This is a genomic window from Streptomyces sp. NPDC049813 (assembly GCF_044465085.1).
Lineage (GTDB): Bacteria > Actinomycetota > Actinomycetes > Streptomycetales > Streptomycetaceae > Streptomyces.
Window position 1 is genome coordinate 133348 of the sequence record NZ_JBITLI010000019.1, and the last position, 21440, is coordinate 154787.

22 protein-coding genes are annotated in these 21440 nt (G+C 72.5%); 8 read left to right on the forward strand and 14 right to left on the reverse strand.

Features of this window, described 5'->3' with window-relative positions:
• Window positions 1–110 precede the first annotated feature (110 nt).
• The gene (locus tag ACIBW6_RS30855; RefSeq protein WP_399065395.1) at window positions 111–593 is read left to right on the forward strand and encodes a hypothetical protein; all 483 of its coding nucleotides are present in this window, start codon (window positions 111–113) and stop codon (window positions 591–593) included.
• A gap of 86 nt (window positions 594–679) precedes the next feature.
• On the opposite strand, the gene ACIBW6_RS30860 is transcribed toward ACIBW6_RS30855, so the two are convergent.
• From ACIBW6_RS30860 to ACIBW6_RS30870, 3 genes are all read right to left on the reverse strand, one after another.
• Window positions 680–1324 (reverse strand): SMI1/KNR4 family protein, encoded by a 645-nt coding sequence (locus ACIBW6_RS30860; RefSeq protein ID WP_399065398.1) that lies wholly within the window; start codon window positions 1322–1324, stop codon window positions 680–682.
• Between the two features lie 34 nt (window positions 1325–1358).
• Window positions 1359–2192, reverse strand: a complete 834-nt coding sequence (locus tag ACIBW6_RS30865; RefSeq protein ID WP_399065400.1) for a hypothetical protein — start codon at window positions 2190–2192, stop codon at window positions 1359–1361.
• A 97-nt stretch (window positions 2193–2289) separates the two neighbouring features.
• Window positions 2290–4299 carry a S9 family peptidase gene (locus ACIBW6_RS30870; protein ID WP_399065402.1) on the reverse strand — a complete coding sequence of 670 codons (2010 nt, stop codon included), beginning with the start codon at window positions 4297–4299 and terminating at the stop codon, window positions 2290–2292.
• A gap of 254 nt (window positions 4300–4553) precedes the next feature.
• On the opposite strand from ACIBW6_RS30870, the gene ACIBW6_RS30875 reads away from it, so the two are divergent.
• Window positions 4554–5027, forward strand: a complete 474-nt coding sequence (locus ACIBW6_RS30875; protein ID WP_399065404.1) for an STAS domain-containing protein — start codon at window positions 4554–4556, stop codon at window positions 5025–5027.
• Window positions 5020–7185 carry a SpoIIE family protein phosphatase gene (locus ACIBW6_RS30880; RefSeq protein WP_399065406.1) on the forward strand — a complete coding sequence of 722 codons (2166 nt, stop codon included), beginning with the start codon at window positions 5020–5022 and terminating at the stop codon, window positions 7183–7185. Before ACIBW6_RS30875 ends, ACIBW6_RS30880 begins: the two co-directional genes overlap by 8 nt.
• A gap of 100 nt (window positions 7186–7285) precedes the next feature.
• Here ACIBW6_RS30880 and ACIBW6_RS30885 read toward each other — a convergent pair whose 3' ends face one another.
• The 3 genes from ACIBW6_RS30885 to ACIBW6_RS30895 form a co-directional block, all read right to left on the reverse strand.
• A complete protein-coding gene (locus ACIBW6_RS30885) occupies window positions 7286–7609 on the reverse strand; it encodes an STAS domain-containing protein (RefSeq protein WP_399065408.1) in 324 nt (107 codons plus the stop codon).
• 353 nt (window positions 7610–7962) lie between these two features.
• Window positions 7963–8400 (reverse strand): hypothetical protein, encoded by a 438-nt coding sequence (locus ACIBW6_RS30890; protein WP_399065410.1) that lies wholly within the window; start codon window positions 8398–8400, stop codon window positions 7963–7965.
• A 184-nt stretch (window positions 8401–8584) separates the two neighbouring features.
• The gene (locus ACIBW6_RS30895) at window positions 8585–9481 is read right to left on the reverse strand and encodes an alpha/beta fold hydrolase (RefSeq protein WP_399065412.1); all 897 of its coding nucleotides are present in this window, start codon (window positions 9479–9481) and stop codon (window positions 8585–8587) included.
• Window positions 9482–9569: 88 nt separating this feature from the next.
• Here ACIBW6_RS30895 and ACIBW6_RS30900 point away from each other — a divergent pair, with 88 nt between their 5' ends.
• Window positions 9570–10112 (forward strand): CGNR zinc finger domain-containing protein, encoded by a 543-nt coding sequence (locus ACIBW6_RS30900; RefSeq protein ID WP_399065414.1) that lies wholly within the window; start codon window positions 9570–9572, stop codon window positions 10110–10112.
• Window positions 10113–10161: 49 nt separating this feature from the next.
• Here the strand turns inward: ACIBW6_RS30900 and ACIBW6_RS30905 are convergent, their stop codons facing one another.
• The 4 genes from ACIBW6_RS30905 to ACIBW6_RS30920 all read right to left on the reverse strand — a co-directional run bounded on the left by ACIBW6_RS30905 (window position 10162) and on the right by ACIBW6_RS30920 (window position 13157).
• Complete coding sequence (locus tag ACIBW6_RS30905; RefSeq protein WP_399065416.1) at window positions 10162–11007, reverse strand: maleylpyruvate isomerase family mycothiol-dependent enzyme; 846 nt, start codon at window positions 11005–11007, stop codon at window positions 10162–10164.
• A 99-nt stretch (window positions 11008–11106) separates the two neighbouring features.
• Entirely contained in the window at window positions 11107–12081 is a 975-nt protein-coding gene (locus tag ACIBW6_RS30910; protein ID WP_399065418.1) for a zinc-binding alcohol dehydrogenase family protein, read from the reverse strand.
• Between the two features lie 97 nt (window positions 12082–12178).
• Window positions 12179–12562 carry a DoxX family protein gene (locus tag ACIBW6_RS30915; protein ID WP_399065421.1) on the reverse strand — a complete coding sequence of 128 codons (384 nt, stop codon included), beginning with the start codon at window positions 12560–12562 and terminating at the stop codon, window positions 12179–12181.
• A 127-nt stretch (window positions 12563–12689) separates the two neighbouring features.
• Window positions 12690–13157: a nuclear transport factor 2 family protein gene (locus ACIBW6_RS30920; RefSeq protein ID WP_399065423.1), complete on the reverse strand. Its 468-nt coding sequence runs from the start codon at window positions 13155–13157 to the stop codon at window positions 12690–12692.
• Window positions 13158–13340: 183 nt separating this feature from the next.
• On the opposite strand from ACIBW6_RS30920, the gene ACIBW6_RS30925 reads away from it, so the two are divergent.
• Complete coding sequence (locus tag ACIBW6_RS30925) at window positions 13341–14231, forward strand: LysR family transcriptional regulator (protein WP_399065425.1); 891 nt, start codon at window positions 13341–13343, stop codon at window positions 14229–14231.
• 60 nt (window positions 14232–14291) lie between these two features.
• Here the strand turns inward: ACIBW6_RS30925 and ACIBW6_RS30930 are convergent, their stop codons facing one another.
• Window positions 14292–15119, reverse strand: coding sequence for an alpha/beta fold hydrolase (locus ACIBW6_RS30930; RefSeq protein WP_399065428.1), 828 nt, complete (start codon window positions 15117–15119; stop codon window positions 14292–14294).
• Window positions 15120–15516: 397 nt separating this feature from the next.
• Between ACIBW6_RS30930 and ACIBW6_RS30935 the strand changes: the two genes are divergently transcribed.
• The 3 genes from ACIBW6_RS30935 to ACIBW6_RS30945 all read left to right on the forward strand — a co-directional run bounded on the left by ACIBW6_RS30935 (window position 15517) and on the right by ACIBW6_RS30945 (window position 19037).
• A complete protein-coding gene (locus tag ACIBW6_RS30935) occupies window positions 15517–16317 on the forward strand; it encodes an SAM-dependent methyltransferase (protein WP_399065460.1) in 801 nt (266 codons plus the stop codon).
• An 87-nt stretch (window positions 16318–16404) separates the two neighbouring features.
• Window positions 16405–16821 (forward strand): hypothetical protein, encoded by a 417-nt coding sequence (locus ACIBW6_RS30940; RefSeq protein ID WP_399065430.1) that lies wholly within the window; start codon window positions 16405–16407, stop codon window positions 16819–16821.
• On the forward strand, window positions 16818–19037 hold the full coding sequence (locus tag ACIBW6_RS30945) for a tetratricopeptide repeat protein (protein WP_399065432.1): 2220 nt from the start codon (window positions 16818–16820) through the stop codon (window positions 19035–19037). The genes ACIBW6_RS30940 and ACIBW6_RS30945 overlap by 4 nt, the downstream gene beginning before the upstream one ends.
• A 33-nt stretch (window positions 19038–19070) precedes the next feature.
• On the opposite strand, the gene ACIBW6_RS30950 is transcribed toward ACIBW6_RS30945, so the two are convergent.
• The 3 genes from ACIBW6_RS30950 to ACIBW6_RS30960 form a co-directional block, all read right to left on the reverse strand.
• Window positions 19071–19784 carry a class F sortase gene (locus tag ACIBW6_RS30950; RefSeq protein ID WP_399065434.1) on the reverse strand — a complete coding sequence of 238 codons (714 nt, stop codon included), beginning with the start codon at window positions 19782–19784 and terminating at the stop codon, window positions 19071–19073.
• Window positions 19785–19843: 59 nt separating this feature from the next.
• The gene (locus ACIBW6_RS30955; RefSeq protein ID WP_399065436.1) at window positions 19844–20278 is read right to left on the reverse strand and encodes an excalibur calcium-binding domain-containing protein; all 435 of its coding nucleotides are present in this window, start codon (window positions 20276–20278) and stop codon (window positions 19844–19846) included.
• A 256-nt stretch (window positions 20279–20534) separates the two neighbouring features.
• Window positions 20535–21416 (reverse strand): NAD(P)H-binding protein, encoded by an 882-nt coding sequence (locus tag ACIBW6_RS30960; protein ID WP_399065438.1) that lies wholly within the window; start codon window positions 21414–21416, stop codon window positions 20535–20537.
• Window positions 21417–21440 lie beyond the last annotated feature (24 nt).

The window sequence follows — 21440 nt, forward strand, 5'->3', positions numbered from 1 at the left end:
GCGCCCCGCGGGCCGCCCGTAGACGTCTGTTCGATGGACGGCGCCGACACCGTGCAGTACATCCCTAGAGGAGGACCACAGGCACGTACTGGCACACGAGGGGGAACTACATGCCGATCACGGTTCCGCAGTTCAAGGAATTCGTCTTCAACTGGATACGGGAGAACGGCGCACGGGCGCAGCGCGTCCAACTGCTCGACTGGGGCTGGGAGTGGTGGCTGCAGGCGGAGCTCGCGGGGAACCTGCGGGCACAGGACTCGACCCTGGACGTGTTACGGGAGCAGTACGTCTACGAGGGCCAGCAACGTACTGACCTGGTGCTCAACGGAAGCAGTCCCGTCAATCAGCGGATCATCGTCGAACTGAAGACGCTGCGCGCCACCGAGTACCAGAAGGCCGCGTTCGTCAAGGAGATCGAGACGGACGTGAACAAGCTGTGGAACCGGCTGAAGTCGACCCAGAAGGGCTCCCAGCTGCTCGTCATGGGTTTCTACTTCGACGCCAACGCGCCGATTCCGGCGGGCTTCCAGCGCCGGGAGGACCTGCACAAGGACCTGGCGGTCTGCTGGCAGGACATGGTGGTGATCGACTGAGCGGCGACTAGGCGAGGCGGACGGCAACGGCCTCACGGCCCACCGTCCGCCCTGCGTCGCGAGCACCGAGCACCGGCCCGCATCCGTCAACCAGCCAATGGCTCCCAGGCGGCCCGTTCGGTCTCGTCCTGCGGCGTCCCCCACACGAGGAAACCGTTCATCAGGCCGACCCCGGCCTCCTTCGCGAGTTCCGGAACGTCGAGGACATCGGCCATCTCCTCGAGGTAATCCGTCAGTGACTCGAACGGGATGCCGCGTTCCTCGTACTCGCACCAGGACCAGATCCTGCCGGTCTCGGCGTCCACGCACAGCCCGGAGAGCGCGTCCGCGTCCAGCGATGCGAAGGGAATCCAGGAGGCGCGCCACAGCGGGATCTCCCGCGTCGCCCCTTTTCGCCGCTGCGCCTCTTCATCACGCCGGAGCAACACCATGTATGTCTCATAGACCCTGCGAACGGCCTCGAACGGCATCAGCGCGCTCCCCGCCGGCATGAAGCCAGGCATCGGGTCCGGTCCCGCACCCGCCCGCCGGCTCCACAAGGCCCGCAGCCCGACCGGGAGGCGAACACCCAGTGCCGCCTGCAGTTCGTCCAGCTCGTGCTCGGACGCCCCGGGCAGCAGGTTCGCCACCGTCGCCGGAGCGTGCCGCCCGAGCCAGGACTCGATCCGCTGCCAGGCGTCGTCTATCTGCCGCCGCTCAATGCCGTGCATACGTGCGATGCGCCCATCCATGCGCCACACGCTAGCCGGGGCCACCGACACCGTTTCAGGCCCCGCTCCCCCGCGCCGCCCGTGGCCGGGTCAGCAGGGCGGGGACTCGGGCGCAGTCGTCCGCGCTTGCCAGGCCCTCGTCCAGGGCCAGGAGGGAGATGATCCGTACCGGGCTGCCGGTCGACGCGGCCGCCTCCAGTTTGTGGTGGCCGTCGAGGAGGAAATGTGTGAGGCCCCAGTGCCGGTACTGGTCCTGCGCCATCCCGGAAGCGGGTTCGCACACGTCGAGGGTGGACAGGGCCACGGCCGTGGGGACGGTTCCCTTCTCCATGAGGCCGGCGTACTCCTCGACGCGCTCCCTGGTGTTCCACGTCGGAGCGACCATCGGCACGACGAACTCGTAGAGGTGGGCGTCCGCGTCGACGACGGTCTCGAACGTGCGGTAGTACGGCGTGTTCGGGTACTCCGGCAGGCCCCAGAACTGGTCCATCCCCCAGGTCACGACCTGCTCGCCGCTGAAGTAGTCGCCCTCCTTGCCGGGGGCGACCAGCCGGGGTCGCACCTCCAGGAGCAGCGGAAGGTACTCGCCCTGCGGCAGCAGCCTGCCGAACGCGTCGATCACTCCGCCGTCGTCCGGATCGTCCAGCGTCCCGGTGAGCTGTTCCTGGACGTCCTCCAGGGAGAGCGTCTGGGTCGAGGTGATCAGGCGGCGGAACAGGAGCGGGCAGGTCCCGCAGTAGAAGCTGAGTTCGAAGGCGGGCTCGTCGTCCACCATGAGCAGGCGGCGGCGCGCCCCGCCGCCGGTCTCCTGCATCTCCGTGTCGAAGTGCAGCCGCGCCTCGGAGGGAGGACGGCCGAGCCTGCGTGGGGCACCCGTTGTGATCAGCACGGATCGACCGTACGTGAGGTTCGGGAGGCGGTTCCATCGACTTACACCCGGGCCCCTACGGTGGACCTGCGCGCAGGCCCACCGCTGCCTGAGACCGTCACAGCAGCCCGGGCCGCTGCCACGTGGCGCCGAGGACGTGGTGGTCGAGGAAGTTGAGGAACGTCTCGTACCACAGGCGCGCGTGGTTCGGGCTCAGGATCCAGTGGTTCTCGTCCGGGAAGTAGAGGTACTTCGCGGGGACCTCGTGCCGCTGGAGTTCCTGGAAGAGCGCGGCGCCCTGTCCGACAGGCACGCGGTAGTCCTTCGCGCCGTGGATGACGAGCATGGGGGTGCGGATCTTCGCGACGTCCAGGTGCGGTGAGTCGGCCTCGTACCGTTCGGGGCGGGTCAGCGGGTCGCCGAAGATCCGCTGGAAGTACCAGGGCACATCGGTGTCGCCCTGGAACATCCGCAGGTCCCACAGGCCCGCGTGGCTGACGATCGCCTTGAACCGGTCCGTGCTGGTGGCGACCCGGTTCGCCATGTACCCGCCGTACGAGCCGCCCGCGAGCGCCGTACGCCCGGCATCGATGTCGTCCCGGGCCTCGGCCGCGTCGGTCAGCGCGATCACGTCCGCGTAGGGGCGCCCGCCCCACTGACCCCAGCCGCGCCGGTGGTTGAGCTGGCCGTATCCGGTCGACAGGGCCGGGTCCGGCAGCAGCACCGCGTAACCCCGCGCCGCGAACGGCCAGGGGTTCCACCGCCAGGTCCAGCCGTTCCAGCTGAGCTGTGGTCCGCCGTGGACGGCGACGAGCAGCGGGGCGGGCCGCTCGGCGGACGCGCCCTCGGGCAGGACGAGCCAGGAGCGCAGTACGAACCCGTCGTCCGCCTCCACGTGCACCTCGGTGAGCGTGCCGGGCAACGCGCCGACGTCACCCGGGGCGGGCAGGGCGGCCGGAGTCTGATCGGCGGCGCCGGCGTCCATGCGGACGGGCGTCGGCGGCGCGTCGACCGCGTGGCGCAGGGCGTAGAGCGTCCGGCCGTCGGGGGCCACGCTCAGCGAACCGTACGCGCCGGAAGCGGTGAGACGTGTGACGCCACCGTCGGAGTCGCGCCGGAAGACGGGCGCGTGCCCCTGCTCGTCGCAGGTGAAGAAGAGGGTGTCGTCCGCTGGTGAACAGGCCACCTCGACCGGCCAGTTGTCGAACCCGGGAAGCAGGTCCCGCACCGCGCCGTCCGCCACGTCGACCCGGACGAGGGTCGCGTCCCAGGGGTCGTCGTAGGTCGGGTAGCGCAACCGCGAGCACACGAGGGCCGAGCCGTCGTGTGTGAACCTCGGCGACTCGTAGGAGTGCTCCAGGTCGCCGACGACCCGGATCTCCTCCCCCGTCACCGCGTCGGCCACCACGACGGCGGACCGGTGCTCGTCGGGGACCCGCCCGGGCACGAACCTGCGGTACGCGACCCGCGTGCCGTCCGGCGACAACGCCGCGTCCCCCGGGTCCTCCAGGCCGGTCCCCTGCCCGCCGGCGACGACCGGTTCCGCGCCGGCGTGCGCGCGGACGAAGGTGTGCGGCTCCTCCGGACCCAGGTCGTGGTCCCAGGCGCGGGTCGGCCCGGCCTCGTACAGGATCGCGGTGACCTTCGCGTCCTTGCGCGCCGCGCGGAGCTTGCCGTGCGCCTCGGCGTCGGCGGCACCGGGCAGCAGCCCGGCCGTGTGGCACAGCGCGCCGGAGTCCCGGGCGACGGTGACCGCGGCGATCCCGCCCGGGTGCCGGGCCACGACGGCGGCCTCGCCGCGCGGCGGCAGCGCCCACAGTGCGGCGCCCTCGTCGTCGTCGCCGTCCGCGGCGGGACGACCGGACAGGAAGTACAGCGTCCCGTCCGGACCGAACACCGGCCCCGATTCGCCCTTGTCGGACCGGGTCAGCCGCACCGCCTCGCGCTGTCCGGCGGGATCGATCTCCCACAGGCCGGACACGAAGCGCGCCCCGTCCCCGGACAGGGACTGCACGGCCGCGACGAGTCGCGTGCCGTCGACGGACAGGGCGAGGGAGCTGACGCGCGGGCACGCGACGAAGGCGGACAGGTCACGGAAGGTGGACGGGCCACCGGAGGACTCGGTCATGCGGGCGATTGTCGCCCGCGCACGCCTCGGACGGCCAGGGAGCGTGCCGGGGAACGTCGCGCCTGTGAAGGCACGTCTACGAAGAGGGAGGTGGTCGACCGTGTCACGGCGAGGAGGCGGGCCCGCGCGGCCAGACGTACGCCCCCCGCCCGGCCCGCGCAGCAGGTCGTACCCCACAACGCCGCGCCGGCCGGATGGGTGATATCCCTGTCATCGGCACATACAGGTGACGGGCGAGGTGGAGGCGGCTGAGGGTGTTCTCGGTGGAGGTCAATCCGGACGCGCGGGCGAGCGTACTCGTACTGCGCGGTGATCTGGATCTCGACAGCGCGGTCCAGCTGCGGGAGGCGGCCACCACCTTGTTCGCCGGGCCGGAGCTGCCGCGCGTGGTCGTGGTCGACTGCGCCCAGTTGTCGTTCTGCGATTCCACCGGCATCAACTGCCTGGTCGTGATCTATCAGCGGCTGCTCGCCTACGGAGGCCTGCTGCGGCTGACGGCCGTGCCCGGTTCCGTGGCCCGGACCCTCAGGCAGACCGGCCTGGACCAGGTGATCACCGTGCATGAGACAGTTCAGGAAGCCCTCGATGCCGGTGACGGTGTGCCCGGGGCCGTCGGGGGCACGGTGTCCGCGGCGCGAGCGGACCACGAGAGGCAGCTGGGTGATGACGCGCGTTCCCGAGCAGCAGCCGCACCCGGCGGCGCGACCCGACGCCGGTCGGATGCCTGAGGGCGACGCGGAAGGGGATCTGCGGGCGCTGTTCGGCGGTTCCTCGGCGATCTTCGCGTCCCTCGCGGGTCCCGCACACGTGGTGGAGGCGGCCAACGACGCGTTCTTCACGGCGATCGGCGGCGGTGAGCGGGCGCGGACCGGCGTGCCGCTCGCGCAGTTGATGCCGGAACTCGCCGGGCAGGGCTTCATCGCCCTGCTGGACGGGGTGTACCGCACCGGTGAGCCCTACGTCGGACGCGACGCCCGGGTGGTCCTCGGCACGGGCCCCGACGCTCGGGAGGGTTTCTTCGACTTCACCTACGAGCCGCGCGTGGAGGCCGGCGGCATCGTCCGCGGCGTGCGGGTGCTGGGGGTGGAGACCACCCAGGTCAAACACGCGCAGCAGCTGACGGCCGAGCATCGCGCGCTGCTGGAGCAGATCGCCCGGCAGGCGCCGCTTGCCGAGGTGCTGGAGGGCATGGCCCGCGTCATCGAGGACCTGGCGCCCGAAGAGGTCCTGGTCTCGGTGCTGCTGGCCGACGCCGACGGGCGTCATCTGCGTCACGGCGCGGCTCCCAGCCTGCCTGCCTTCTACAACCAGGCCATCGACGGCATCGCCACCGGTGAGGGCGTCGGCTCCTGCGGCACGGCGGCCCACCGCCGCCGCCCGGTCATCGTCAGCGACATCGCCACGGACGCGTTCTGGGACGACTTCCGCGACCTGGCCGACAAGGCCGGTCTCGCGGCGTGCTGGTCCACGCCGATCCTGGCCCGCGACGGCTCCCTGCTGGGCACCTTCGCGATGTACCACCGCACGCCCCGCAGCCCGCAGGCCTCCGACCTCGCGCTGGCCCGGGTCTTCGCCGGCACCGCCGCACTGGCCATCGAACGCCACCAGGCCGACCAGGCGCGCGAGGCGGCCGAGGCGAGGGAGAAGGCGGCCCGTGACGACCTGGCGTTCCTGCTGAAGGCCGGGACCGCGCTCACCTCCGACCTGGATCACACCCAGACCTTGCAGCGGCTGGCCGACAGCTGTGCGCCGGCCCTGGCCCCGCTGTGCGCCGTGGACGTCATCGAGGGCGGCCGCGTCAGGCGCATCGCGACCACGGCCGCGACCCGCGAGGACCAGGCGCTGCTCGCCGCGCACGTACCCGTCCACGACGCCGCCGACGACGCGGTCGCCCGGGTGCTCGCCTCCGGCATGAGCGAGATCGCCCGCCGCACCCCGACCGGCCCCGGCCCCTGGCACAAGCTGGGTGTCACCGGCTACCTGTGCGTCCCGCTGCTGGACCGGCAGCGAGCCTTCGGCGCCCTGACGCTGCTGTCCACCCGCGAGCACGCCTTCGACGGGCACACCGTCGCCCTCGCCGAGGAGCTGGCCCGGCGGGCCGCCTCCGCCGCTCTCAACGCCCGCCAGTACACCCAGCGCGCCACCCTCGCCCGCGACCTCCAAGCGGGTCTGCTGCTGCCCGAGGTGCCCGCCCTGCCCGCGGCCGAGGCCGCCGTCTACTACCACCCGGCCGGTGAAGGGCTCGACATCGGCGGCGACTTCTACGACGTCTTCCCCCTCGCCGGCGGGCGCTGGGCCTTCATGCTGGGCGACGTGTGCGGACGCGGCGCCCACGCCGCCACCACGACCGCGCTGGTCCGTCACACCGCGCGGGCCGTCGCGCCGCTGCTGCCGGGCCCCGCCGCCGTCGTGGACGCCGTCAACCGTGCCTTGCTGGAACGTCCCCAGACCCACGGCACCGGTTTCGTCACCCTCGTCCACGGCCACCTCACCCCCACCGCCGACGGCGTCGACCTCACTCTGGTCCGCGCCGGCCACAACCATCCTCTGGTCGTCGACGGTCTGGGCCCCGCCCGTCCGCTGCAGAGCGAGGGCTCCCTGATCGGCATCACCCCCGACCCTCATCTGCCGGAGCACGACCTGCACCTCGCGCCGGGCGAGAGTCTGCTGCTCTACACGGACGGCATCACCGAAGCCCGGAACGAGGAAAACCGCCAGTTCGGCGAAGAGCGCCTCGCCGCCGCTCTCGGCGCGCGGCTCGGCGCCCCGCACACGCCGCAGCACGTCATCGACACCCTGACCCGGACGCTCCGCGCCTTCACCGGGGCCCACGGCGTGGACGACGACCAGGCGGCCCTCGTCCTCACGGCCACGCAGCAGCGGTGACCGGCGCCTGTGGTGGCGCCGGTCACCGCTGGAGCGTGTCAGGTGTTCTTGTAGGGGTTCATGTGCCGGTCCGGGCGTCGCGCCGCAGGACGGTGGTGGTTCAGGCGGCCTGGGCGTCCGGGCCGGTCCGGTAGCGGTCCCATTCCAGGTACGGGAACAGGGCGCGGGCCGTCTCGATCAGCCGGTGCGGCTGAGAGCGCAGGTGGGTGACGACGACTTCCCGTACGGACGCGGGAGCGGTGTCGAACAGGTGCAGGCCGGCGACGTCCACGAACGGGGTGTCGCGCAGGTCCCACACCACGCGCGTTACCGTCCGCGGCAACCGGTCGAGGCACGCGCGCAGTTCGCCCAGGTGGTCGTAGTCGATGTCCCCGTGCGGTGTCAGGGTCGCGGTGCTGCCGTGCAGTTCGCGGGTGATGTTCATGGCGGCCCCCTTCCGGGGGGTGATGAGCCCGAGGACGAGCCGGCCCCTCACTGCCGGGACCGGTGCCCAAGGCGGACGCCGGATGCCCTGGGAGGGAGCAACGTCCGGTGTCCGAAGAGCCGACGGATGCTGGTGCCGGCTCGCTCTCTTGTTCCCCACCGTCCCACGCCGACGGGGGCGAGCGCCAGTGCCGTCGTCCCGGGCCGCACCGAACGCCATTCTCCCGAACGGCGGTTCGCTCGTCCGGGCCCGAGCTGTGGGGCGCGTACGGGCAGGTCAGTCGGGGTGCTGCGCCGACGGGGGCGCGGATGCCGAACACACCGGGACGCGGGGCACCTCACCCGGACGGAGAGTCAGGCGGCCGCGCCGCGGCGCAAGGTCCGCAGCACCAGCCACTGGTCGCCCCACGCCATCACCGTGCCGAGTACCGCCATCAGGATGCCGACGAACAGACCGCCCGCGGCCGTTCCCAGGGCGAACCCGACGGCCCCGAGCCCGGCCCGCACCGCGAACCGCGCCCCCACCAGGCCCAGCGCCAGAAACCGCGTCCGCTTGTTCTTCCACAGCGCCCGCATCAGACGCATCCGGGTCCGCAGAACAGTCAACGTCAAGGTGAGGTTGAGGATCAGGACGACGGGGATCACCCAGTACACGGCCGGGTAGGCGCGGGCGACGTCGAAGACACCGGCCAGGCATCCCATGATCGGGAAGTACCAGGTGGGCAGCCCCTGGAAGTCCGTACCCCGCACCGTTTCCCGCGCCTGCTCGACCGTCACCTTGCTGCTGCCCATCGCCTGTGGCCCCCTGAGTCCGTCCGTGCTCCGCCGCGTTCTTCCGGCAGCACTGAGCTTGGCGGATCAGGGGCCCGCCCCGGCAGAGCGAGCCGTACCGACCCGGCCCGTACAAATGTCATGCGGTCCGGGCCCGGGCCGAAACGGCTGCGGCTGCGGCAGCGGCCTCGTGCCGTGGGTCGGCTCAGCCGGCCGGGGCAGGAGCTGACGCCACTTCCGGCAGGTGCTTCGACAGGAACTCGCGGATCAGCGCGGCGACTTCGTCCCCCGCGCTCTCCAGGAGGAAGTGGCCGCCCTCCATCACGTGGATCTCGGCGTTCCCGGTGTCCCGGGCGAAGGCCCGGGCGCCGTCGGGGCCGAAGAAGGGGTCGTGCTTGCCCCAGGTGGCCAGGACCGGGATCTGCCTGCTGCGCAGCCAGGCGTGGAGCGCTGGGTACAGCGGCGGGTTGGTGGTGTAGTCGAGGAACAGCTTCAGCTGCACCTCGGCGTTGCCGGGCCGCGAGATGTAGGCGTGGTCGAGGGTCCAGGTGTCCGGGGCGAGGACGCTCGGGTCCTCGACTCCGGTCACGTACTGGGCGCGGATCGCCTCCAGGGTGAAGGCTCCGCGGAGCGCCGCCTCGGTCTGCGGGGTCTGCTGGCGCTGGTAGTCCCAGACGGGCTGCCAGCCGGCCGGGACGAACCCCTCGTCGTAGCCGTTGCCGTTCTGGGTGACGACCGCGGTCACGGCGTCGGGCTCGCGCAGTGCCAGTCGCCAGCCGATCGGGGCGCCGTAGTCCTGGACGACGAGGGCGTACCGGTCCACGCCGAGATGGCGGAGCAGGCCCGCGGTCAGGTCGGCGAGGGCGTCGAAGCTGTAGTCGAACTCCGCCGCACCCGGCGCGTCCGAGAGTCCGAAGCCGAGGTGGTCGGGGGCGATGACCCGGTAGCCCACGAGCTGCGGGATCAGGTTGCGGAACATGTACGAGCTCGTCGGGAAGCCGTGCAGCAGCACGAGTGTGGGCATGTCCGGCGAGCCGGACTCCCGGTAGAAGAGCCGCCGACCGTCGACGGTCGCGTAGCGGTGGTGGATGGCCGTCTTCATCACCTAACCCCCTTGGGCGTTGTTTGATGGTTACACGGTAGGCACGGAGGAGCTAACCTGTCAAAGGAGGAATGGAGGTTAGAAAAACATGGTTCAGGTCCAGGTTCCCGATGAAGAGCTGCTCCTCGCCCTGCTGAACACCACCCCGACGATCGACGGCGTACGGGTGGACCGCCTCGCCGATCCCGAGGACGCCCGCGCGTGGATCCGGGAACAATCCGGCGGCCGGCGCGCCGCCGAGGACCTCGCGCTGCTGCGCGACACGCGCGACACGCTGCAAGAGCTCGTACGGGGAACGGCTTCTCCCACCGCCCTGGCCCCCGCCCTCAACGGCGTGCACTACCGGGCGGTCGTCGATGGAACGGGCATCTCGTGGGAGCTGACGGCTCCGGCCGAGCACGCTCTGGCCGCGCGGGCCGCTGTCGCCTGGGACGCCCTGCACGGCCGCGCACCCGGGCGGCTGCGCCACTGCGAGAACACCGAGGAGTGCAGCCTGTACTTGATCGACCACTCCAAGAGCAACAGCGCCCGTTGGTGTTCGATGGCAGGCTGCGGAAACCGGATGAAGGCGCGGCGCCACTACGAACGACGTAGGAACGCGCAGCCCGCGGCCCGGTCCCAGGAGCGTTGATCTGCCCGAACGGCCGCCTCGGATGTCGGGGCAGGGGTGGGCGGCGGCGTCAGTAGATGATGGACACGATCCGGCAGACGGCTTCCGCGAGCCGACGCTCTCCCCGCACATGGGCGCGGGACGAGGCCTCCGCGGGGTCGATGTGCCGCGTGCACAAGCGCCAGGCGGTCTCTGTGTCCAGGTGTACGGACGCGGTCGGCCGGCCGCTCGGCGCGGGGGCCAGCGACCAGCCGCCCGCGGTGGCCGTGGCCGTCCGGCTGACCGCGACGGTGCCGCCGGCAGCCACCACCTGGACCTGGGTCCCGAGCGGCGCGGTCGTGTGTCGCAGGGTGTGGGGCAGGGCCCGCAGGAACGTGTCGAGGACCGTGGCAAGGGCGCGCGGCTCCGGGTCGGTGCCCCGGCCGGTGGCGTGGCGGATCTGCTGCCGGTGCGTCCAGTGCTCGGTGAGCTCCCGGGCGATGTCCAGCCATGCCGGCGCGGGGTCGACGCCCGCCCACGACACGCCGAGCGCGGCCACGTCGAGGTCGGCGGTGGCGTAGCGCCGGGCGAGCCGGGCGCCCGCCGCTGCCAGGGCTGCGATGAGCGAGGCGGGGCAGTGGCCAACGTGCCGGTCGACCCAGTCCTGGTTCGTGCGGTGGATGAACGCCTCGAGCGTCTCGCCGTCGGCGATGTCGTCCCGGCCGCCGTGGCCGAGGCGTCCGTGGTAGTCGCCGAGGAGGTGGGCGGCGACATCGTGCACCGTCCAGCGCCCGGCCGCCGGCCTGCGCCAGTCGGAGGGTGCCAGCCCGCGCAGGGTGTCGAGCAGCGCCGCGAGTTCGGGACCGAACAGCGCACGCGCGTCGATGGAGTCGCCCAGGCGGGAGATGCCGGGCGCGCCCAGGGGCTCGGGACTCATGACGGCAGCCTGACAGCCGGGAGCCGGTGCGGGCCATCGAATTGGTGCGGCAGCGCCCCGACATCGTGGGACCGCGGGCCCCCGGGAGCACGCCGCCGGTCAGGCGTCCGCGCCGTCCCGCATGTCCAGCACGATCTTGCCCACGGCCGCACCCGTGCGCAGCCGCTCCACCGCCTCGCCGAGCGCGGCTGCCCCGTACCGCTCGAACGGCAGGGTCAGGACGCCCGAGGACAGGTCCGGCAGCAGGCGCAGCACCTCGGGGGCGACCTCCGCGCCGCGGCTGATCATGTTGACCGGGAGGAGGGTGACGTCCGCGAGGAAGAAGTCGGCGAGGTCCAAAGTGAGTTCGCGGCCGGCCGTGTAGCCGAGGAGCGCGGCCCGGCCGCGCGGGCGGACCAGGGTGAGGGCGTCGCGCAGGATCTGTCCGCCGACCGTGTCGATCAGCACGTCGGCCTTGCCGCCGATCGCCTCCTCGGAGAGGTCGGAGGCGAGCAGCGCCGTCGCGGCGTCAGGCACGTGCGGGAGCTTCGCCGGGCGGCCGACCGCGCCGACCACCTGCGCGCCGGCGCGCGCCGCGAGCTGTACGGCCATGGCGCCGACGGCGCCGGACGCGCCGGTGACCAGTACCCGCTCCCCCGGCTCGACCCGGGCGACAGCGTGCACGGTCGCCCACGCGGTGCCGACCGGCGAGAAGTAGATGCAGGCCAGGGCGGGGTCGGTGCCTTCGGGCATGGGTTCCACGGCGGCGTCCGGCACGAGCACGTGCTCGGCCCAGGCGCCGTCGCGGTCAAGGCCGAGCCCCTCGCCGCGCAGCCGCACCAGTGCGCCCGCGGGGTGGGTGTCCGAGACGACGACGTGGCCGCTGCCCTGGGTGCCGGGGACGAACGGCAGCTCGGGCAGGATGCCGAACTGGCCGTCGAGGATGTTCAGGTCCAGGTGCGCGACCGTGGCCGCCGCGACCCGTACGAGAGTGTGCCCGGGGCGCGGCTCGGGCACGGCCCGTTCGCCGAGCCGCGGCAGCGTGCCGAACTCCTCGAGGATCAGGGTGCGTGAGGTGGACGCGGTCGTGCTCACGTGCTGCGTTCTCCGTTCTTCCCCGTCGGACACCATGCCCCCGAGAAGCACTGCGGCTCCCGTGCCCACCCTAACCGTGCACGTGTGCGGCTCCGCGTCAGCCTCCGAACGGCCACGGCCCGAAGCGGCCCCAGGCGACGAAGGCGGCAAGTGCCAGGTAGGCCGAGTTCAACAGCACGAGTCCGCGCTGACCGAGGCGACCGTGGGTGATCATCGCGCCGACCATGAGGGCGATCCAGCAGGCTGCGGTCACGGGCACCATGACGGGTGCGATGCCCAGGGCCGCGGGCAGGATCAGCCCGGCAGCGGCCAGGAGTTCGAGGACTCCGAGCGCCTTGACGAAGCCTGGACCTGCGGCTTGTGTCCATTCGCCGCCGTGCTGCGCGGCCAGCGTGGCCCTGGGGATGAAGGCCTTGCTGAAGCCGCCGGTCAGGGCGACCGCGGTCAGCAGGCCTGCGGCGATCCAGAGGGAAAGGTTCACGGTGAGACTCCTGAACTCGAAGAGAGTGCGTTTCTGGATGAGGTGAACAGGTCCGGGACACACGTGTCTCGCGATAGGGGCGATGACGCACCTGTCGCCGGACGTCGACCGAGGGTTGGACGCCCGATCAGCCCAACCGGCGCCGGCCTGCGGGCGGGGCGCCGGTGAGAGGGGTGGAGTCGAGGTACCTGACCTCGTAGACGCGTTCCCTGAACTTCCAGCCGTCGGGCGTCCGTCGGTAGCGGTCGTGGTACATGGCGTAGTTCAGATGAGAGTCCCCGCTGTGCAGACGCCCGAACTCCTGGACATACGTGCGTCCGGCGGCCTCGTCGCCGTCGAGCCGGACGACGCCGGGGTGGACGTGCTGCACGAAGAACTCCCAGAGTCCCTGGCCCCACTCGATTCCGGCGCGGATCTCGTCGCGGCCGACGAACTCCTTGCCGATGTGCGGCCACCGCATCGTGCCGTCCGGCGTGAACAGCGAGGCGACACGGTCGAAGTCACGCATCGTCACCGCGTCGGTGACTTCGCCGCACAGTGCGTCGATCTCGATGCGGTCGACGACGTCACGCAGTACATCCTGTGGAGCCTGCATCGCACTTCCCCTCCTGTTCCCCGGCCGGGGCCGGCGTCCGTCCGGCGTCCGCCGTCACCGGCGTTCGACGTGGCCCCGCCGCCCGTCATCACCGGGCCATTGGTTGACGCATTCAGCATCGATGCAGGTCAGAGGAGGAACAAGATAAGCTTCGTGCGGCTATTCATAACCTGAGGGTGATATGTGGAACTGCGTGACATCGAGATCTTCCTGACTCTCGCCGAGGAACTGCACTTCAGCCGCACCGCACAGCGGCTGCACGTCTCACAGGCCCGCGTCAGCCAGGCCATCAGCCGGCAGGAGCGCCGTCTGGGCGTGGCGCTGTTCGACCGCACCAGCCGCAGCGTGACGCTGACCCCGGTCGGACGGCGGCTGCGGGAGGATCTCCAGCAGGCCGTCGAGCTGCTGCACGAGGGGCTCGCCCGTGCTCAGGCGGCGGGCCCGGGTGCCGGCACGACCCTGCGCCTCGGCGTCTTCGGCCACGCCGGACACGAACTGCGCCCTCTCGTCGAGGCGTTCCGCGCACGCCACCCGGGCAACGACATCCAGTTCGGCGAGATCAACGCCCACGACGCGTTCACCGCGCTGCGCTCCGGCGAACACGACGCCCACGTGCTGTGGCTGCCCGTCGCCGAACCGGACGTCACCGTGGGCCCCATCGTGCTCACCGGGGGCAGGGTCCTCGCCGTGGCGGCCGGCCATCCGCTCGCCGGGCGCGGCCGAGCATCGCTGGAGGACTTGGCCGACCACCACGTGGTCGACCTCGGTCCGCGGGCTCCCGGGTACTGGGTCGACGCGATGGTCCCCATGCGTACCCCGCTGGGCCGCCGCATCCCGCGCGGTCCGGCCGCCCGGACCTTCCACGAGATCCTCTCCCTGGTCGCCGCCGGGCGCTGCGTCCACCCGCTGGGCGAGATCGCCGCCCGCTACAACCTGCCGCCGGGGATCGTCTTCCTCCCCCTCGACGACGCCCCTGCCCTCGCGTGGGCCCTCGCCTGGCGCACCGACGCCGACAGTCCGGCCGTGCGGGCGCTCGCCCAGACCGCAGCCGAACTGGGGCCCATCACACTCTGAGGGGGCGCGGCCGGTCGTCCGGAACAGGCGTCGCCCGGACCCGCGCTCTCCTGACAGGCGCTACTTCTCGAGGAACTCCAGCAGGTCCCGGTTGAAACGCTCCTTGTCCCCGGGGACCATGGCGATGCCGTGGCTGCCGCCCTCGTAGACCTTCAGTTCAGCGCCGGCGATGAGCTTCGCCGATTTGCGGCCAGTCGCGTCGATCGGCACCACCTGGTCGTCGTCGCCGTGGACGACCAGCGTAGGGACGTCGAACTTCTTCAGGTCCTCGTGGAAGTCCGTCGTCCCGAAGGCATCCACGCAGTCCACGCCCCCCTTGATGGTCTGCGCCATCGCCATGTACCAGAACGCGTCCTGGTTGCCCTGCGTCGCCTTGGTCCCCTCCCTGTTGGCGGAGACGAACCCGACGGCGGTGTCCTTCCAGAACTGGGAACGCTCCTTCAGGATGCCCGCCTTGATGTCGTCGAAGACGGACTGCGGGACGCCCTCCGGGTTGTCCGGCCCTTGGAGCATCACCGGCGGGATGGCCGACAGGAGGACGGCGGAGCGTACCCGCTCGGTTCCGTGACGCCCGATGTAGCGGGCGAGCTCCCCACCGCCCATGGAGTGCGCGACCAGGGTGACGTCGCGCAGGTCGAGCCCGGTGAGCAGGTCGTTCAGGTCGTCGGCGAACGTGTCGAAGTCGTAGCCGTCATAGACGGGGGTGGACCGGCCGTGTCCGCGCCGGTCGTGGGCGATGCCCCGGTACCCGGCGTCCGCGACCGCCTTGAGCTGGTCCTGCCAGGCGTCGCCGTTGAGGGGCCAGCCGTGGATGAACACCACGGGGCGTCCCGTGCCCCAGTCCTTGTAGAAGATCTCGACACCGTCGCGGGTACGGCAAACCGGCATGACGCGGCCCTCCTGAGGGACAGACGTGTGTGGACCGCGGACCAGGAGGCACCGCGGCCGCCCCCGTCGCGACCTGCTGCGGCCGTCCTGTTCCATCCTCCCCGAGCGGGCCCGCCCCGCAAATCGGCCCGTCGCGGTGGTGACCGGCCGGTCTCGACGGAGTGCTCGACGGAGCGCTCGCCGCCGCAGCGGGCAGTGCTCGTACGGCGATGCGCTCTCGTGCCTGGCCATACCCCCCGGCCCCTCCCCGAGCCCGGTGACACCCATCTCCTAGGCTGGCGCCGTGACTGGGGAACGGGAGCTGGAGAAGCCGGAGCAGGGTGCGGCGCGGGCGCAGGAACGAGGTGCCGCTGAGACGCAGGAGCGCCGGCAGCCGGCGGGTGTCTGGGCCACGGCCGTGGGGGTGGCCAGGGTGCGTGCCCGGGAGTCCGAGCGGACGGACGCCCTGTTCCGCGATCCGCTGGCCCGGGCCTTCGCCGCCGCCGGCGGCCTGGGGCCCTCCTCGCCGCGGCGAGCCGCTGACGAGGCAGAGCAACGCCGACGCCAGGCCCTGTCGTACTCCATCGTCATCAGGACGAAGTTCCTCGACGACCTGCTGCGCCAGGCAGCCGGCTCGGGCATCCGGCAGGTCGTGCTGCTCGGCGCCGGTATGGACAGCCGCGCCTTCCGGATGGACTGGCCCCCGGGCACCCGCCTGTTCGAGATCGACACGGCGGAATGCCTGGAGTTCAAGGCGTCCGTGCTGCGCCAGGAGAGCGCCGTCGCCCGCTGTGAGCGGATCACCGTCGCCGCGGACCTGCGCGAGGACTGGCCGCAGGTGCTCGCCGCCGCGGGGCACGATCCGGCCGAGCCGACCGTGTGGATCGCCGAGGGGCTCCTGATCTACCTGCCGCAGGACGCGGTGGAACTGCTGCTGGCGCGGATCGGCACGCGGTCCGCGGCGGGCAGCCGGATGGGGCTGACCCTGGGCTCGCGCGGCGTGATCGAACGTTTCCGCGCGGAGGCCGCCCCGGGATCGGCGGCGTCGATGTGGGTCTCGGAGATGCCCGACGACCCGGTGGGCTGGCTGGCCGGGCACGGCTGGCGAGCCGAGAGCCACACGCTGCGCGAGCGCGCCGCCGCGTACGGCCGTCCGTTCGGCACCCCGCCGCAGGGCGAGGAGCGGCCGGGAGGACTGGTCTCGGCGGTCCGCCAGTAGGCCACGTCCGCGAAGGCCGCTGGGAAAATCGACCTGAGCGGACAGCCCCCGCGGTCTAAGATCGGACGTCGGCCTTGAGGGGGAGTCATGGATCCGGAGATCGCCGCACTGGCGGGAACAGCGGGCACGACAGTCGTGACGCTGATGGCCACGCATGCGTGGGAGTCGGCCCGGGACGGCGTCGTCGCCCTGTGGCACCGGTTCCAACCGGCCAGAGCCGACGCCGTGCGCGCGGAGCTGGAGGCCGGCCGGGAAGATCTGCTGATGGCCCAGGAGGCGGGTGACACGGCGTCCGAGGCGGAGTTGACCGCTGAGTGGCAGGCCCGGCTGCGCCGCTTGCTGCTCGCCCGGCCGGAAGCCGCCGACGCGTTGCGTGAGGTGCTGGACGAGCTGGCGCCGTCACTCCCGGCGGAAGCCGGTACGCAGATCCGGCTGCAGGCCCACGCGTCGGGCACTGCCCGCGTCTACCAGGCCGGACGCGACCAGCACATCACCGAACGGTGACCCCGCCCGAACCGATGCAGGGACGCGCCTCGGGACAGGCCCGCGTCTACCAGACCGGTGGCAGCCAGTACATCGAGGAACACATCCACCACTACGCCCCTGGTGCGGCCCCGTTGTTCGGCAGCCCGCCGGTTGCGCCCGCCGTCCCGCAGCCGGTGGCTCCCGCCTCGGTGCGCCTGCCGCTCGTCGGGCGCGCGCCCGGGGTGCTGCGCGACCGCACCGAGATCATGGGCGTCCTGCGCGCCGCCGTGGCCGGCCCGGGCGGCGAAGTCCATGTGCTGCACGGCATGGGCGGCAGCGGCAAGACGGCTGTCGCCCGCGCCCTGTTCACCGAGGCCGTGCGGGACCACGGCCGGGTCGGGCTGTGGGTCAACGCGTCCGAGCACGTGTCCCTGCGCGCCGGGATGCTGGCCGTCGCCGGGGACCGGGGGGCGGGCAGCGGCGAACTGGCGGCCGCGGCCGGCGGTCACCGCGCGGCCGCCGACCTGGTCTGGCACTACCTGGACCACTCGGCGGGCCGGTGGCTGCTGGTCCTGGACAACGCCGACGACCCCGCCGTGCTGGAGGAGGGCGCCTGGCTGCGCCCCAGCGCGCAGGGGACCGTGCTGGTCACGAGCCGTCATGCGACCTCCGCGCTGTGGCAGGGCCCCGGGGTGCGCAGCCATCGCCTCGGCGTACTCCCCCTGCACGACGCGGCGTCGGTCCTACGGGACCTGGCCCCGCAGGTGGGAGGGCAGGAGGCCGCGCACAAGGTGGCCGAGCGTCTGGGGTGTCTGCCCCTGGCCCTGACGCTGGCCGGGGCCCATCTGGCGCACCAACTGGTGGAGTCGTGGTCGATGGACGAGTACGACCGGAAACTGAACGAGGAGTCCACGGCCCTGGTCGACGGGGGCGCCGCGGGCGGTGAGCAGGCCCGTCATCTCGTGGGCCGTACCTGGCAGTTGTCGCTGGACGCCCTGGCGGCGGGCGGTCTGCCGGAGACGACCAGCCTGCTGCGGCTGCTCTCGTGCTGGGCGGCGGATCCGGTACCCCTCTCGCTGCTGCTGCCCGCGGCGCGCGGCGACGTCGTCCTCGGACATCTCGATCCACCGTTGCTCCCCGCGCGGATGGAGCAGGCGCTGCGCGCGCTCCTGGACCACTCCCTGGTCGACCTGGTCGAGGCGGACGGCCACCGCTGCCTCCAGGCGCACGGCGTGCTGTTGGACAGCGTCGCCGCCGGGATCTCCGACCCGGAACGGGAGCGGCTCTTCGCGGCCGGCGCCCAGTTGTTGCGGGCGGCGCTGGAACAGGACGGTGGCGCCTCGCCCGGGGCCCGTTCCGTCGCCCGCCTGCTGGCACCGCACGCGGCCGGGCTGCTGCACCGCTCCCGCCGCCACGGCCTGGTGACCGAGGAGTCCGTCCGTGTCGCAAGGCGGGGCGCCCGGCTGGTGTACGAGGCGGGTGACTGGACCGCCGCGCTGGCCCTGGCGTCCGTCGCGGCCGAGACGGCGGCCGAGCAACTCGGGCCCGTCCACCCGGCGACCATCGAGGCCAGGTCGGGCCAGGGTCCCATCCTGTTCCGTCTCGGCCGCTACGCCGAGGCGGCCGAGCTCCTGGACGCGGTCCACCGGGACGCGTCGCGCACGCTGGGCTCGCACGACCTGCGCACACTGGAGTGCGCCTACGAGCTCCAGCGGGTCCTGCACCGCCTCGGCGACCTGGCACGTGCCCGTGCGCTCCTGGACACCGTCCTGGAAGGCCGGCGCGCGGTCCTGGGCGACGGCCACGTCAGCACGCTCAAGACCCGCTGCGAGATGCTGGAACTGCGCTTCGCGCAGGGCGATTTCGGCCAGTACGCACAGACGGCCCGTGAGCTGGTCGCGGAGTGCGAAGATCACCTCGGCCCCGCTCATCTGGTGACCACCTGGGCACGGGACTCCCTCGCGCGGGGAAGCCTGCACTTCGGCCGCGGCGCCGAGGCGGAGGCACTGTTCCGGCAGGTGCTCAGCGGCCAGAAGGCCGGGTACGGGGACGAGCATCCGCTGGTCCTCGGCGTGCTCATCCAGCTCAGCCGCGCCCAGTACGCGCAGGGCAAACGCCAGGAGGCTCTCGACAGCGCGCGCGAGGTGGCCGAGGGGCGGGCGCGGATCCTCGGGGACACCCATCCCGAGACCGTCGCGGCCCGCGCGTGGTGCGCCGAGATCCAGGCGGAGCCGCCCGCCCCGGCATCTGCCTGACCTCACCACCGACCGCGCCCTTTGTACGGCGGGTCAGGGCGTGACCATGGTGGCGCTCACCACTGTGTTGGCGAGGTAGCGCCCCGCCCCGCGGTCGTAGGCGCCGGCGCAGGTGATCAGGCGCAGTTGGGCGTCGGGGGTGGGTCCGTAGACGGTGTCCGTGGGGAAGTCGCCCTGGGGGTACTCGGCCGTGGCGCGCACCTCGAAGACCGCCGTGCTCGCGTCCGCGCGCGTGATCTCGACCCGGTCGCCGGGGCGGAGTCCGGCGAGCCCGGCGAAGACCGCGGGCCCGGTGACCGTGTCCAGGTGGCCGGTGATGACGGCCGGGCCCGCCTCACCGGGCGAGGGCCCCTCGCGCCACCAGCCGACGTCGGTGTGGCCGGCCGGCGCGGGCAGCCGGCCCTCGGAGTCCAGGGACAACGGGCCGACCGCGGCGTCCAGGTCCAGCGCGGCGATGCGCAGGCGGACCGGGTCGGCCGCATGGGGCAGGGCGGGTGGTGGTACGGCGGAGCCGCGGGCGGTAGTGCGGGATGCGAAAGGGGCGGAAGGGGCGGACGGCGCGCGGGGGGCGACGGGGCGCGCCTGCCCGGTCTGGCCGCCGGCCCCGCCCCCGGGCCCGTGGGCCGCGTCATGGCCCGCCAGGCGGTCCACCGCCGAGGACAGTGCGAGCAGGACGCAGACGACGGCGGTCACGATCCAGATGAGATCGCGGCCCTTGCCATGGCGGGGAGACTCCGGACTGGTCACGGCAGATGCCTCCCCTCCATGTCGTGGCGCGGTGGCGGCACGTCTCGAACGTCTCGGCCTCAGCTGTCGTGCCGGGCGCGGCGGCGCATGACGACGACCCCGCCCGCGGCGAGGGCGCCGGCGACGGCGAGCCCGATCGGGAGGCCGGCGGCGGAGCCGTCGGCGGCCAGCCCGCCCGAACCGGCCCGGACACCGCCCTTGGGGAGGTCCCTGGGCGCCGTGGACACCATGTCGGAGGCGGACGACGAGGTGTCGGTGTCCGCGGAGGTGTCGGTGGCCGACGACGAGTAGCCCGTGTGGTCCTCACAGGCCTTCATGTCCTTGTCGGCGTCGAGCCGGTCCACGTTGCCCGGGTGGGAGTTGTACCAGGCCTGCGCCTCGGCCTGGGACGAGAAGTCGGCGCAGTCCTTGTCGGCGGCGTAGGCCGTGCCGGTCGCCGGGACGAGGACGGCGCCGGATGCGGCGGATAGGAGCAGGACGGATATCAAACGCATGGTTTTCCTCCATTGTGCGGCGTGTCGCTTGACAGTTACACAACGTAGGAACTCGCTCACGGCTCCGCGACCGGGCGCACCCATTGGAGTGCCGCCCCTGCCGCCCCCGCCGCGCCGACGGTTGGCCGGGGCGCGGGTGGTGGTGAGCACCCTGCTTCCGTGCTCGCACACGCCGCCGTGACAGCACGCCTGACGCGGGACGGAGCCTGTGACGTCCTGCTCCCCCGCTGTGCGGGGTGAGCGGGAACGGCCTGCCTCATCCCGCCTGCTCGACGGCGGGCTTGAGCACGCGGCGGCACCAGGTCCGGAAGTCGGTCGCCCCGATCGTCGCGGTGGCCCAGTCCTTCTCGTAGATCCCGTCGTCCTGGGCGGCGAACATCTCGGTGAGGTCCTGCACCATGCGGTCCCCGACTCCACGGGAGCGCAGTGTCGCGGCGTACTCCTCCATGGCGGTGCGCCGGTAGGCGACGGGTGTGCCCAGCTCTTGTCCGATGATCTCCGCCATGCCGTCGGGCGTGAGGCGGTCGGGCCCGAACAGGGGCACGTAGGCCTGGCCCGACCAGGACCGGTCGGTCAGCAGGCCCGCAGCGGCATCGGCGACGTCCTGGGTGGCGATCATGGCCAGCGGCTCGTCGCCCGCGCAGGTCAGGTAGAACGCCTGCTGCCGTCGGATCGCGTCGAGCTGGCCCAGCAGGTTCTCCATGTAGAAGGGCAGGGAGAGCGCCCGGTAGGCCGCGCCAGACGTGGCCAGGTGCTCGTCCATGGCGAAGGCCGCGGACAGGACACCGGCCGGAGCCGTCCATCCGTGACCGGCGCTGCTCACGCCGACGAGGTGGCCGACGCGGTGGCGGGAGACGGCCGCCGCGGCGGCGCGGGCGAAGGACAGATAGTGCCCCCGCGTGCTCGGCGCGGCCGGGTTCGGAGGAACCAGCCAGAACAGGGCGTCGGCTCCCGGCAGCGCCTTGTCGAGCACGGCGGCGTCCCCGTGCGACCCCTCGATCACTTCCGCGCGTTCCCGCACCACGGGGTCGAGGCGCGCGGCGTCGCGGGCGACGACCCGCACCGGCTCCCCCTCGGTGAGCAGCCGCTCTACGAGTGCGCTGCCGATCTGTCCGGTGGGCGTGGTGACGACGATCATGAGAAACCCCCTCTAAGATGAACC

Bases quoted from the DNA above. Each gene is read 5' to 3' on its own strand.
- ACIBW6_RS30930 (WP_399065428.1), bottom strand. From the start codon at position 15,119: ATGCCGGTTTGCCGTACCCGCGACGGTGTCGAGATCTTCTACAAGGAC.
- ACIBW6_RS30920 (WP_399065423.1), bottom strand. From the start codon at position 13,157: ATGCAGGCTCCACAGGATGTACTGCGTGACGTCGTCGACCGCATCGAG.
- ACIBW6_RS30890 (WP_399065410.1), bottom strand. From the start codon at position 8,400: ATGGGCAGCAGCAAGGTGACGGTCGAGCAGGCGCGGGAAACGGTGCGG.
- ACIBW6_RS30905 (WP_399065416.1), bottom strand. From the start codon at position 11,007: ATGAGTCCCGAGCCCCTGGGCGCGCCCGGCATCTCCCGCCTGGGCGAC.
- ACIBW6_RS30960 (WP_399065438.1), bottom strand. From the start codon at position 21,416: ATGATCGTCGTCACCACGCCCACCGGACAGATCGGCAGCGCACTCGTA.
- ACIBW6_RS30870 (WP_399065402.1), bottom strand. From the start codon at position 4,299: ATGACCGAGTCCTCCGGTGGCCCGTCCACCTTCCGTGACCTGTCCGCC.
- ACIBW6_RS30895 (WP_399065412.1), bottom strand. From the start codon at position 9,481: ATGAAGACGGCCATCCACCACCGCTACGCGACCGTCGACGGTCGGCGG.
- ACIBW6_RS30940 (WP_399065430.1), top strand. From the start codon at position 16,405: ATGGATCCGGAGATCGCCGCACTGGCGGGAACAGCGGGCACGACAGTC.
- ACIBW6_RS30855 (WP_399065395.1), top strand. From the start codon at position 111: ATGCCGATCACGGTTCCGCAGTTCAAGGAATTCGTCTTCAACTGGATA.
- ACIBW6_RS30860 (WP_399065398.1), bottom strand. From the start codon at position 1,324: ATGGATGGGCGCATCGCACGTATGCACGGCATTGAGCGGCGGCAGATA.
- ACIBW6_RS30955 (WP_399065436.1), bottom strand. From the start codon at position 20,278: ATGCGTTTGATATCCGTCCTGCTCCTATCCGCCGCATCCGGCGCCGTC.
- ACIBW6_RS30880 (WP_399065406.1), top strand. From the start codon at position 5,020: ATGCCTGAGGGCGACGCGGAAGGGGATCTGCGGGCGCTGTTCGGCGGT.
- ACIBW6_RS30885 (WP_399065408.1), bottom strand. From the start codon at position 7,609: ATGAACATCACCCGCGAACTGCACGGCAGCACCGCGACCCTGACACCG.
- ACIBW6_RS30900 (WP_399065414.1), top strand. From the start codon at position 9,570: ATGGTTCAGGTCCAGGTTCCCGATGAAGAGCTGCTCCTCGCCCTGCTG.